Consider the following 12,109-nt stretch of genomic DNA (forward strand, 5'->3'; position numbering starts at 1 on the left):
CCTCCAACTTAAGGCAGTACAGCCCCCTTATGGTGCATCTTTATCGGCGCGGCGCGAAGCTAAAACTGCATGGCCTGCGTCCAAGACATCCGCCGTGAGGTCCGCAAGCAACTCCGACTCCAACCGCCAGCGTTGCCAGTAGAGGTCAATGTCGAGCGGGAAGTCGTCGAGAAGCACCAGCTCTCCGGTCTCCAGCAGGGGTTGTGCCTGCAGGCGCGGCACTAAGCCCCATCCCAGGCCATAGCGCACTGCTTCGACATAACTCTCCGAAGACGGAATTTGGGACACCCGCGCACGCAGAACATGGGAATCAATGAAGCGCTCGCGCATGGCGTCATCCAAGGTGGCGTCGTTCGGACCGAAGCCCACGATGGGCAGGGTCTCCCAGTCTTCGAAAGTCTCCGCCAGAGCAGGCGCGGCAACGGCAAAATAGCGCATGGTGCCGAGGTACGTGGATTCACATCCGGAGACCGGGGTTTGCTCGCGCGTGACCGCCCCCAGCACATCACCCCGGCGCAACATCGCGAGCGTGCGGGCTTCATCCTCGATGCGGATGCGCAACGCCGCCTCACCCCGCTCGGCAGTGCGCTGGATAACGGGACGAAACCACGTGGCCAGAGAATCCGAGTTGATAGCAACGGTGAGCGGAACGCGGGACAGGCGCTCGGTCAGCCGCGCATCCGCCTCAGCTTGGACCAGCGCCATGCGCCGTGCTGCTTGGGCGACGATCTCCCCTGCTTCAGTCACGGTGACCGGAGTGCCGCGGCGCAGAAGGATGCGGCCGGTCGAAACTTCCAGCGCTTTGATGCGCTGGCTGACGGCCGAAGGCGTGATTCCCAACACAGCCGCAGCCCCCTCGAAGGATCCTTCATCGATGATGGCCAGCAGAGTCTCAGTATGGAGCGGGTTCATGAAGCTATTTTAAACCAGCTGTAGGACATTTAACTGGACTTCATATGCTGCTATACGCAGACTAGATGGCATGTCAGTATTGCTTGCAGGATTTGCGCTGGGCCTGTCCCTCATCATCGCCATCGGACCGCAGAATGCTTACATCATCAAGATGGGCATTAAGCGCGATCATGTCGGCGCGATCCTGTTGGCGTGCTTGCTTTCCGACGTCATTTTGATCACCGGCGGTACCGCCGGCGTTGGCGTCCTCGTCGAGCGCTTCCCCACCGCGCTCATCGTGGTCAAATACTTGGGCGCGGCCTACCTCATCTACTTTGGGTTCACGTGCTTCCGCGACGCGTTTAAGAAGGAACAGGACTCACTGGTCATTGAGGAAACCGCACCAGTGGCGCAGGTCGTTGATGAGAACTCGGGCATTTCGGGAGCACCGAGAACCTCCGTGCTCACCAAAATTCGGCCCCGCGTGCGCTCGAAATCGTGGGTCAAGCCGGTCCTCGGTGCGCTGGCGCTGACGTGGCTAAACCCCTTGGCCTACGTCGACGCGCTGGTCATGCTGGGCTCCATTGCGAACCAATATGGCGACCAGCGCTGGGTTTTCGCCGGTGGAGCGATTCTGGCCAGCGCCGTGTGGTTCCCCTCCCTGGGCTTTGGTGCCTACAAGCTCTCCCACGTGCTGGCCAAGCCGACGACGTGGCGCGTAGTCAACATCGTCATCGGCTGCGTCATGATTGCACTAACAGCGAAGCTCTTGCTCCACTAGTTCTTCTGTGAATCCTCGGGGAGGTCGTCATCCTCCGCGGGGTCTCCCACCGCGCCGGTCTCTTCGACCCACGCCTTGATTTCTTCGTCGCTGCGGTCCTGCTCCACGCCCTCGCGCTCGGTGTAGTAGGAGTGGTCGTTGCGGTTTTCCTCCCACTTTTCCTTGTCGAAATCTAGCTCTTCATCCGAGTCCAGCTCCTCGACCACTTCGGAGACGAGATCCTCGAACAGGGCTTCATCATCCATGTTGGAGTCAGCGATCTGCTGGCCGATCTCGTCGTCGTAACGCGCGGCGTCGTACTCCGAATCGGGGTGCAGCTTGAGGTGCAGCAGTGCACGGATGCGCTCACGGCGCATACCCTCATCCTTGATTTTGCCCAGGGAGCGCAGCCAGCCAATAACCAGGATGGCTACTAGAACGATGCCCATGTAGCCCAAGACCGGGTAGACATACTGCATCAACGACTTGAAGCCGGCGAAAGAGACGGCAAAGCCAGCAAGACAGCCGGCGATGAAGATGATGCGGTACTTCGATTCCTTGCCAGAAGACAGACGCTTACCCAGCGCGTAGAACATGCCGATGGCCGTGTTGAAAATCATCAGGTAAATGATGATGGCCATGATGACGCCGAGTGTTGGGTGGATGTTGTCTACCAGGGTCAGCATCGGAATATCGGAATCGCCAACGTTCTCCGCATTCATGAGCAAAGAGAAACCGGCAATGGCCATGAGCACCGCGTACACCGCGCCGCCCACGATGCCGCCGACGCCCGCCTCGCGCGGGCTGATATTATCGCCGCCGATCACCAGGGACATTGATACCGCCAGGATGAGGGCCAGGCCGTTGTAGTTCAGCGCGGAGATAAGCCAATGCGGGATTGGGGATTCAATCGCCTCAGAGGCAGCAATCGCAGCGTCGACATTGTCCGGCATGTGTAGCAGCGTGTAGGTACCGGCAAAGAGTACTGCGATAATGAGAGTCGGCGTGAGAAGGCCAATGATCTGGGACACCTTATCGACATCGAGCATGCCCGTGATAAGAACCAGGACGAGCATGAGCAGCGAGCCCACCCAGGCGGGCCAGCCGAACTGTTGCTGCATGTTGGAGCCGGCACCGGCCAGCATGACGAAGCCCACCGCAAACAGCGTGAGGATTACCGCGACATCCAGAATGCGCGAAATGATCGGGTGGGTGATGTTCCTGAACACCTGGTTGTGCTCGCTGGCGTGGAAGTAGCTACCTAGCTGGAGGAAGACCGTGCCGGCGAGTGTCATGACCAAGCCGGCGACCAGGATTCCCCACATGCCAGGAATACCGAAGGACGTAAAGTACTGGACAACTTCCTGACCCGTGGCAAAGCCCGCACCCACGAGCAAGCCAATGAAGGACAAAGCGATGCCCACGACGTTTTTATAAGACACGTTTTCCTATCTGTTTCTAGTTTCTTCTTTTTATGCTTCAGGTTTAGCGCATAAAAACGCGCCATACCTTTGATGGAGTACGGCGGCACACTACTACCACGGTACTCCATCATGACAGGAAAACATGTGTGCGGCCGTGGAGAGCTTGCTCCAATGGCCGCTAAAGCATGAGGCGGCTCACCTCTTAATGCTCGGCAAACGTAGCGGTATCGATGACGAATCGGAACTTCACGTCACCCGCAACGACGCGCTCGTAGGCCGCGTCCACCTCGTCGACGCCGACCTTTTCGATCACCGCACCTAGGCCATGCTCAGCACAAAAGTCCAGCATTTCCTGAGTTTCCGCGATGCCACCGATATTATTTCCGGTGAGCACCTTGCCGCCGCCGACCAGACGGTTGAGGCGCAGCGGGAGCGCCTCCGGCGGTAGGCCGACCACCGACATGATGCCGCGGGGTTTGAGCATCCGCAGGTAGTCCTCGAGGCTGTACTCTGCGGAAATGGTTGAGAGGATGAGGTCAAATTCGCCGCGGTGGTTCCTGGAGAAGTCTTCTTCTTCGGTGGTGGCCAAGGTACGGCTCGCCCCCAGCTTCTTGGCCTCCTCTGCCTTGCGCGAGGTGCGCGAGATGACGGTGACATCCGCGCCCTTGGCGGCGGCGATCTGCACGCCCATGTGCCCCAAGCCGCCCAGGCCCACGACGGCTACCTTCTGGCCTGCCTTAACGTCCCAACGCGCCAGCGGAGAGTAAGTAGTAATACCAGCGCACAACAAAGGCGCTGCCACGTCAAAATCAAGGGAATCGGGGATGCGCAGAACGAAGTCCTGATTCACCACGATCTTTTCTGCGTAGCCACCTTGGGTAACCGTGCCATCGACATCCGTGGAATTATAGGTTCCCACGCCACCATTCAGGCAGTTTTGCTCCATCCCGGCTTGGCACTGTTCGCATTCGCCGCAGGAATTGACCAGGCAACCCACGCCGACACGGTCACCCACCTTGAACTTGGTGACCTCCTCCCCTACGGCGGAGACCACGCCGGCGATTTCATGGCCGACGGTCAGCGGAAAGTGCGCTTCGCCCCACTCGTTGCGGATGGTGTGGATATCCGAGTGACAGATGCCGGCGGCCTTAATGTCGATGACCACGTCATCGGCACGGGGGTCACGGCGTTGGATGGTCACGACCTCGAAAGGCTCGTTCGGGCCGGTCTTCTGCAGAGCTTTGGTAGAAATAGTCATGGCGACCACGGTACCCCGCAGCCGCCTGACCTCGCCTAATGGAAATTTTTGCCAACTAGGTTGATCACCTAGGAGAGCTTCTTCGCAATCAGCTTGTTGACCTGTCCCGGGTCAGCCTTACCCTGGGTGGCCTTCATGACCGCACCCACGATGGCGCCAGTGACCTTCTTGTTGCCGGCCTTGTACTTCTCCACGATGTCCGGGTTAGCGGCCAGAGCATCATCGACGGCCTTCTCGATCGCGCCGTCATCGCGCACGACCTCGAGCCCGCGCTTGGCGACGACCTCGTCGACGTCACCCTCCCCAGCCAGCACGCCATCGACCGCCTGGCGAGCCAGCTTGGTAGTCAGCTTGCCTTCCTTGACCAGCTCCACGACGCGGGCCACCTGTTCCGGTGTGATGCCGAGAGCGCTCAGCTCAACGCCGGCCTCATTAGCCTTACCGGTCAGGTAGGACACCCACCAGGAGCGAGCCTCGTCCGGGGTGGTGCCGGCTTCCACGGTTTCGATGATGAGATCGAGCGCGCCAGCGTTGACCAGGTCACGCATCTCCTCATCCTTGAGGCCCCACTCTTCTTGGATGCGGGCACGGCGAATCCATGGCATCTCAGGCAGGGTCTGGCGGATCTCCTCAACCCACTCGCGGGAGACAATCACCGGTGGCAGGTCCGGGTCGTTGAAGTAACGGTAGTCCTCCGCGGTCTCCTTCGGGCGGCCCTTCGAGGTGGAGCCATCCGTTTCTTGGTAGTGGCGAGTTTCCTGGACGATCTCGCCCCCGTCGACAAGCACCTGCGCCTGGCGCTGCATCTCAAAGCGCACCGCCTGCTCAACCGAGCGCAAGGAGTTAATGTTTTTGGTTTCGGTACGGGTGCCGAACTCCTCCTGGCCCACTGGGCGCAACGAGAGGTTGGAGTCAACGCGCATCGAGCCCTGATCCATGCGGGCATCAGAAACGCCGAGAGCGGCGACGAGCTCACGCAGCGCCGTCACGTAGGCGCGAGCTACCTCGGGAGCACGCTCGCCAGCACCCATAATTGGCTTGGTAACAATCTCAATGAGAGGAATGCCCGCGCGGTTACAGTCCACCAGCGAGGAGGTTGCGCCATGAATACGGCCATCGGCGCCACCCAGGTGGGTGAGCTTGCCGGTGTCTTCCTCCATGTGGGCGCGCTCAATCTCTACGCGCCACTCGGTGCCGTCGTCGAGAACGACGTCGAGGTAGCCGTCGTAGGCAATCGGCTCATCGTACTGGGAAATCTGGTAGTTCTTCGGCTGGTCCGGGTAGAAATAATTCTTGCGGGCAAAGCGCGAAGACTCCGCAATCTTGCAGTTCAGTGCCAGACCAATCTTGATGGCGCCTTCCACGCCCTTGGAGTTCACCACGGGCAAGGCGCCTGGCAGGCCGAGGGACACCGGGTCCACATTGGAGTTGGGGGCTGCGTTGAAGTTCGTGGGCGAGGTGGAGAACATCTTGGTCTCCGTATTGAGCTCCACGTGAACTTCCATGCCCATAACGGGATCGAACTTTTCAAGGACCTCGTCATAGTCCATCAGGTCATACATCGCAGCAGTCATGCGTGCCATCTTAGTATGTCAGCGCGATACCGTGCGCAACCGCCTAACCCAACAAGGTGATGCCGTGGGTAATAAGAATCTTGGCTATCATCGCCGCCGGATACACCATGGCATAGCCCAAGGCAACTCGCTGGTCAGTGTTCGTCCGATTGTTCACGAAAGCGAGCACCGCCGGTTGCGTTTGTGCGCCAGCCATGGCCCCCGCGGTCTTTGTTGCACCAACGTGCAGGAAACGCCGCATCACAAAGGCGAACCCGGTGGCCACCAGCGTGGTGATGATTGCACCGAGCAGGAGAATTTTCCACCACGAACCACCGGTAAAGGCGCCGGCAATCTCCCCACCCGCATTCGTTCCGGCCTGCGCCAAGAAGAGCAGCAGACCGAGCTCGGAAAGAATCGTGTTGGCCGAGTGCGGCAGTGCGGTGACCGTGTTGCCAATGCGCCCGATGCGCGCCATGATCAGCGCCACGATGAGGACACCCGCGGCAGCGCCAAGGCTAAAGGAAGAGCCGCCTGGAAGCGGGATTTCGAGGTGGCCCACGAAAACGCCGAGAGCCATGCCTAAGCCGAGGGAGACCGGGTTGATATCCGTCAAGCCTTGGGAGGAATCACCGAGAAAAGCAGAAATCTCCTGCAAAGACTTCTTTGAACCGACGACGCGCACGCGGTCCCCCAGCTCTACGATGTGCTCAGGGATAGCGACTTGGTCGTTGTCGGCGCGACGAACACGCGAGATTCGTGCGCCCCAGCGATCCGCCAGCTGGTTGTTCAGCTCCGCAATCGTCAGGCCCGCCAAGCTGTGCTCTGACACCGTGATGCGGCGAAAATCTAGCTCGTGGCGGTCATCGTTGAGGATCTGCGGGGACTCACGCCCAGCGTGCTCAATAATGTTGTCGAGGTCCTCGGGCGCACCAACGAGCGTGACGACATCCCCTGGGTGTAGCACATCAAAAAACTTCGGCAGGACGATCACGTTGCTGCCTACTCGGCGTAAACGGGTGACCTGCACTTCCCCATTGCCAATGTCCGCGAGCTCTGCAACGGAGGTCTCACGCAGAATCTGCATGTGCTGGCGCGTGACGGGTGACAGGGTGTCGTCGTCACTACCGGCGTCGCGAAGCACCAGCACAGTCGCCACGAGCATACCGATGACGCCAAACAGATAAGACACCGCATAGCCCACCGTTGCTGAGCCCGGATCGCCCGTAGCCTCCGAGGCCGCCGCCAAAGCAGGGGTATTTGTCACCGCTCCAGCGAAGGTACCGGCGATAGTGGCACTCGACAACCCAAAGACATAGGCCCCCAGCCCCCAAGCAGCGAGGGCGGCGACGATAAAGACGCCAATCATGGAAAGCACGGGGCCAGTCGCAGTTTTCAGCGACTTGAAGAAGGACACGCCGGAGTTGTTGCCAATGCCAAAGGCAAAGAGCACCAAGCCAAACATTCCCAAAATGGGAGGTACGGAAGCTTCCACGCCTACGGCGGAGGCAGCGGCCGAGAAAGCGATGCCCAAGAAGAGCACGGCTGCCGCGCCCAAGCTGATGCCCCGTGTCTTAATACCGCCGAGGGCCATGCCGAGGCCAATCAGCAGGAACACCAACAGAACCGGCTGATCAGCCAGGAAAGCTAATACGCTTGTCATAATTCCTTTATTAACTAAGGGTGGGCCCTAGTGGTGTTTAACCAAACAGGGCTTGTGCGTTGGCATAACGCTTGGCCGGAACCACCTTCAGCTTGCCCACTGCGTCTTCGAGAGGCACGAGGTCGATGTTTTCGCCATGGAGAGCCACGCACATTCCGGACTGTCCATTGTGCGCAGCACGGGCGGCGTGGGTGCCGTAGCGAGTGGCCAGCACGCGGTCATAGGCAGTTGGCGTACCGCCACGCTGGATGTGGCCGAGGACAGTAGTCCGCACGTCGTAGCCGGTGCGCTTCTTGATCTCATCACCGATGACCTGGCCAATTCCGTTGAAGGTCTGGTGGCCGAACTGGTCCACGCCGCCTTCTTCGAAGTCCATGGTGCCTTCCTTGGGCAGAGCGCCCTCAGCGACGCAGACGATGCCGTACTTCTCACCCATCTGGAAGCGGCGCTCCATTGCCTTGGTGATATCGGCGATATCGAACGGTTCTTCGGGGATCACCGTGTAGTGCGCACCGCCGGCCATGCCAGCGTGCAGCGCGATCCAACCGACGTGGCGGCCCATAACCTCCACGATGAGGATGCGATCGTGGGATTCAGCGGTGGTGTGGAGGCGATCGATCGCATCGGTAGCGACGGAGACTGCGGTGTCGAAGCCAAAGGTGTAGTCCGTTGCATTGACATCATTGTCAATGGTCTTCGGCACGCCGACGACTGGAATGCCATTATCGGACAGCCACTTGGCACCCTTCAACGTTCCCTCACCGCCAATGGCGATGAGCGCATCGACCTCAGCATCAGCCATGTTGGCTTTGATGGTATCCAGCCCAGCCTTGAACTTATCTGGGTGGAGGCGGCCAGTACCAAGTATGGTTCCGCCGCGCAGAAGGATGCGGTCAATCTCAGCGTCGTCATAAAGGTCACGGCGGCGGTCTTCCATCAGACCAACCCAGCCGTCCTCGTAGCCGACGACTGTATCGCCGAACTCGTTGGAAGCGGTACGAACGACCGCGCGGATAACAGCATTCAGACCGGGGCAATCACCACCGGATGTCAGTACAGCAAGACGCATGAGTTCCAATCTACTCGCTTCCCTATAGGCTCGCAGTTTCCACGCCAGCGTGCAGGGTATCCCTGAAGAAGAGCGAAGCAATACACCCGACAAAAAGGATCACAACGATAGCGACCAGAGAGTCCGCCGCACCGGCGACCTGCATAACTGCTGATATGCCGGCCACACCAATCACTGAACCCACCTGTCGCGATGTGTTATAGACACCGGAAGCGGCTCCCATCAGATGTGCATCAATATCACGCATCGTCGTCGCGGCATTGGATCCCCAAATAAAGGACTGTCCCGCACCCAAGGCCGCACATGGCAGGCTCAACCACCACCCCGAAACACCCGCGTGCATCAGGAACCACAGCACGGTGAAAGTGGCAATCAAAATGCCGAAGCCCGTGAGCGCCAATCGTCGTGGATGCAGCTTATCTGCCAAAATGCCCGCTAGCGGTGACACACACAAGGAAACCAGAGCCATCGGCGTGACGATCATTCCGGCATCGCCCGCCGATATCCCCTGCTCGACCTGCAACCACATCATGATCGGAATCATCATCGACGCCGCCATAAAGCCCATGGACACGATGGCTACAGTGCCCACGGAGTAGTTACGGTCCTTAAACAACTCAAGCGGAACGAGCGCTGCCGCCCCACGGGAAGATTGCAGGCGCACGAAAATGGCCATGCCGACAATCCCGGCGACTAAGAGGGCCCAAATCCACCACGGCCAGCCCGTCTCTGGGCCTTGTTGCACGGCAAAGACGAAGCAGGTCAACGCGACAAACGACGCCCCTACCGACACGAAGTCAATCTTCCCGGTCGCCGTCGGTAAGGCAGGCACCCACAGGCCGGAAAGGACAATCGCTGCAATGACAATGGGAATGTGGATCCAAAAGACTGCCTGCCACCCAAACGCGGCTACGACGAAGCCTCCCACAAGCGGTCCAGCAAGAGTGGCTAGCGAACCCACCACGCCCCAGGCGCCCAGCGCACGGCCGCGCCGCTCACGAGGGAAAATGCGGTTGATCACTGCCATGGTTTGCGGCATCTGAATGGAGGCACCTAGGCCTTGTAGCGACCGTGCGGCGATGAGAAACTCTACGGATGGCGCCAGCGCACAAAGTAGCGCACCAAGGCCAAAGAGCCCATTGCCTAGCTGAAACATTCGCTTCTGCCCGTAGATATCCCCTAACCTTCCGGTAAACAGGAGGGGCACGACCACGGCGAGCAAATAGATAGCGGAGACCCACAGCACCTGATTGACGTCGGCGTTGAACTCGCGGCGGACGTCGGGAAGCGCAACGGCAATCATCGATTGATCGAGCAACGACATGAAGAAGCCCAGTGACAGCGCAGCCATGGCGAGCCAAGCCTGCTTTTCTGATGTGGGGGTTGCTGCGAGTTTCATGGAGCGAAGTCTAGCCACCATCCTCGCACGCGGCCTAAACTGAAGCGCATGGGAATGATTGACATCAAGAAACCACAGGATGTGTCGACGGCCGCGACCGTCACACTAGGACTCATTGGCGGTTGGCTCACAGCCCGGGAGACGGGAATCCGTCCGCTTGGCGGCGTTGTGCTCGCTGCGGCTGGTATCTGGGCGGGCCGGAGTTGGTGGACTAAGACGAATCCGGCCACTACCGCTGGCCTGGCAGCCCTATACACCGGCGCGTTTGGCCTCTCTCACCCGCTGGCTAAGAAGATTGGCTCCTGGCCGGCAGTCCTGGCCGTCACTGCCGCAAGCGCTGGTGCTGCCTACGCGCTTTCCGACGCCAAGTAGATCCCCATCCCACACCCTTTCGCGCGGTCTTTGACGGCCGGAGGGGCGTTTCACGTTTCACATGCGAGCGCACCGCCCCAGACGACGTCGAACGTGCAGTCTAAACCTGGGGTTGACACCCCCGTTTATAGTAACGACTTGACATGAATTCACGTCTAGCTATAGCCAAGGCCAGTGTGTGGTACTAGAATCATGGTTAGAACATTTCTTCTAATACATGTTGATCTCGGGGGAGATACCATGACCACTGTCACACGTCCACCAACCTTCTTCTTTTCCACCACCAACCCTAATAATCCACATGCGATGGCTCGTGCTCAAGCACGAAGAGCCACCTATAAAACCTGGGTCGGGGCCATGCCCAGTCTTGATGCCGATATCCCACCGCACTATCCCTGGTGGCTGCCTGGTCACTGCCGGAAGGCCACATTAAATCCGGACTGCGCGCTATCCATCGCCTGGAGAGTCTGCCGAAAGTCAAAGCCATACAAGACACCCACTGCCTGCTCGACATCGAGTCCCTCATCGCTATCGATCAACCCATGTCAGCACTAACAGCCTTGGCTGATGAAACCCTAGACTTCATCGACACTATCCTGGCTGACTTCTTTACCCCTTCTAAACCGAATCAAGCTTTTCCTACGCGTAGCCAAATCAGACGCAAAGTCCGCGACCTGTGTAAAACTCTGGATGATTCCATCGCCTATCGCGATACCCGCCCTAAAGACTCCTACAGGTTTTCTTCTAACGGTACGTCTGCCTGGCTGGAACTGCAGGTTGGGGAAGATACCGGCATGAAACTTGATGCCTTCATCCACCAGACCGCAGCCAAGGAAGACATCACCATTCCTGAAGCAGTCATCAAACTGCTTTCCGGGGAGATTAAGCCACCAGCCACCGTGATACTACACACCTACCAAGCCCGCGATATTGAGAATGCACCGACCTTTATTGAAGGCTTCGGCTGGCGGGCTGAGCCCATGCCGCATGACAAGATACGAGATTTAACCGAAGACATAAAAGAAGCCGACGGCTACCAACCCGGCCTGATTATGCGCAAACTTGTCGAAGGACGCGACGGTACCTGCCGGGTCGGCGGCTGCGACGAGCCTGCTTTTCTCAGCCAGTTGGATCACCGACACAACTGGGCCGAAGGCGGGCCAACCCACCCGAAGAACCTAGCGTGTTTATGCCAAAGCCATCACAACATGAAAACCGATGGCAGCTTGAAATACCTGCTGGACCCCTACAGCGGGGATGCCATCTGGCTCTACGAAGACGGCACCTGGACAATTACCGAAGCCGATGGACCCTTAGCGCCAAAGCAGAAACGCTGGGCGCAAACAGTAGCCCAACACATCACCAACACCAGAAAACGCATCCGCGAAGACGCCCAACACCTAAAACAAGAACTCGACGACTACGCACAACAACAGCAAGCCCAAGCCAAAGCCGAAGCCGAGGACGCGGACAACACCGACACAGATGCCGGCACCGACGACATCCCCTTCTAAACCACCCCGCCGTCGAATCAAACGACGAAACCTGACCAAGGTAACTGAAAGGAAAAGAGAAAGACTACGAACCCACACCGTCGAATCAAACGACGAAGCAAAGCCGCAAACCCCAGGCCTGGCACCGTCGAATAAAACGACGAGCGCCGGCGACCTCCCACGTTTCCGTGAAAGATCACCGGCTCAGGCGCGCTACCAGATACGGT

10 protein-coding genes are annotated in these 12,109 nt (G+C 59.0%); 3 read left to right on the top strand and 7 right to left on the bottom strand.

Annotated features, from left to right (window positions below):
• Positions 1-27 precede the first annotated feature (27 nt).
• The gene (locus tag ABZS45_RS05015; protein WP_412100900.1) at positions 28-912 is read right to left on the bottom strand and encodes a LysR family transcriptional regulator ArgP; all 885 of its coding nucleotides are present in this window, start codon (positions 910-912) and stop codon (positions 28-30) included.
• A gap of 70 nt (positions 913-982) precedes the next feature.
• Here ABZS45_RS05015 and ABZS45_RS05020 point away from each other — a divergent pair, with 70 nt between their 5' ends.
• Entirely contained in the window at positions 983-1,672 is a 690-nt protein-coding gene (locus ABZS45_RS05020) for a LysE/ArgO family amino acid transporter (protein ID WP_412100901.1), read from the top strand.
• Here ABZS45_RS05020 and ABZS45_RS05025 read toward each other — a convergent pair.
• The 6 genes from ABZS45_RS05025 to ABZS45_RS05050 all read right to left on the bottom strand — a co-directional run bounded on the left by ABZS45_RS05025 (position 1,669) and on the right by ABZS45_RS05050 (position 10,017).
• Positions 1,669-3,093 carry a hypothetical protein gene (locus ABZS45_RS05025; protein WP_412100902.1) on the bottom strand — a complete coding sequence of 475 codons (1,425 nt, stop codon included), beginning with the start codon at positions 3,091-3,093 and terminating at the stop codon, positions 1,669-1,671. The two genes, ABZS45_RS05020 and ABZS45_RS05025, sit on opposite strands and share 4 nt — an antisense overlap.
• Before the next feature lie 184 nt (positions 3,094-3,277).
• Positions 3,278-4,333, bottom strand: coding sequence for an NAD(P)-dependent alcohol dehydrogenase (locus ABZS45_RS05030; protein WP_412100903.1), 1,056 nt, complete (start codon positions 4,331-4,333; stop codon positions 3,278-3,280).
• A 68-nt stretch (positions 4,334-4,401) separates the two neighbouring features.
• Complete coding sequence (gene gatB, locus ABZS45_RS05035) at positions 4,402-5,907, bottom strand: Asp-tRNA(Asn)/Glu-tRNA(Gln) amidotransferase subunit GatB (RefSeq protein WP_412100904.1); 1,506 nt, start codon at positions 5,905-5,907, stop codon at positions 4,402-4,404.
• Positions 5,908-5,950: 43 nt separating this feature from the next.
• Positions 5,951-7,549, bottom strand: a complete 1,599-nt coding sequence (locus ABZS45_RS05040) for an aspartate:alanine exchanger family transporter (protein WP_412100905.1) — start codon at positions 7,547-7,549, stop codon at positions 5,951-5,953.
• Positions 7,550-7,586: 37 nt separating this feature from the next.
• A complete protein-coding gene (locus ABZS45_RS05045; protein WP_412100906.1) occupies positions 7,587-8,618 on the bottom strand; it encodes an ATP-dependent 6-phosphofructokinase in 1,032 nt (343 codons plus the stop codon).
• A 22-nt stretch (positions 8,619-8,640) separates the two neighbouring features.
• A complete protein-coding gene (locus tag ABZS45_RS05050; RefSeq protein ID WP_412100907.1) occupies positions 8,641-10,017 on the bottom strand; it encodes an MFS transporter in 1,377 nt (458 codons plus the stop codon).
• Positions 10,018-10,065: 48 nt separating this feature from the next.
• Between ABZS45_RS05050 and ABZS45_RS05055 the strand changes: the two genes are divergently transcribed.
• Positions 10,066-10,389, top strand: coding sequence for a hypothetical protein (locus tag ABZS45_RS05055; protein WP_412100908.1), 324 nt, complete (start codon positions 10,066-10,068; stop codon positions 10,387-10,389).
• A 398-nt stretch (positions 10,390-10,787) separates the two neighbouring features.
• Complete coding sequence (locus ABZS45_RS05060) at positions 10,788-11,903, top strand: HNH endonuclease signature motif containing protein (protein ID WP_412100909.1); 1,116 nt, start codon at positions 10,788-10,790, stop codon at positions 11,901-11,903.
• Positions 11,904-12,109 lie beyond the last annotated feature (206 nt).

This window comes from Corynebacterium aurimucosum (genome assembly GCF_046895345.1).
GTDB classification, from domain to species: domain Bacteria; phylum Actinomycetota; class Actinomycetes; order Mycobacteriales; family Mycobacteriaceae; genus Corynebacterium; species Corynebacterium aurimucosum_G.

Coding starts and splice junctions, on each gene's coding strand:
- ABZS45_RS05015 (WP_412100900.1), bottom strand. CDS start 912: ATGAACCCGCTCCATACTGAGACTCTGCTGGCCATCATCGATGAAGGA.
- ABZS45_RS05020 (WP_412100901.1), top strand. CDS start 983: ATGTCAGTATTGCTTGCAGGATTTGCGCTGGGCCTGTCCCTCATCATC.
- ABZS45_RS05030 (WP_412100903.1), bottom strand. CDS start 4,333: ATGACTATTTCTACCAAAGCTCTGCAGAAGACCGGCCCGAACGAGCCT.
- gatB (WP_412100904.1), bottom strand. CDS start 5,907: ATGACTGCTGCGATGTATGACCTGATGGACTATGACGAGGTCCTTGAA.
- ABZS45_RS05040 (WP_412100905.1), bottom strand. CDS start 7,549: ATGACAAGCGTATTAGCTTTCCTGGCTGATCAGCCGGTTCTGTTGGTG.
- ABZS45_RS05045 (WP_412100906.1), bottom strand. CDS start 8,618: ATGCGTCTTGCTGTACTGACATCCGGTGGTGATTGCCCCGGTCTGAAT.
- ABZS45_RS05050 (WP_412100907.1), bottom strand. CDS start 10,017: ATGAAACTCGCAGCAACCCCCACATCAGAAAAGCAGGCTTGGCTCGCC.
- ABZS45_RS05055 (WP_412100908.1), top strand. CDS start 10,066: ATGGGAATGATTGACATCAAGAAACCACAGGATGTGTCGACGGCCGCG.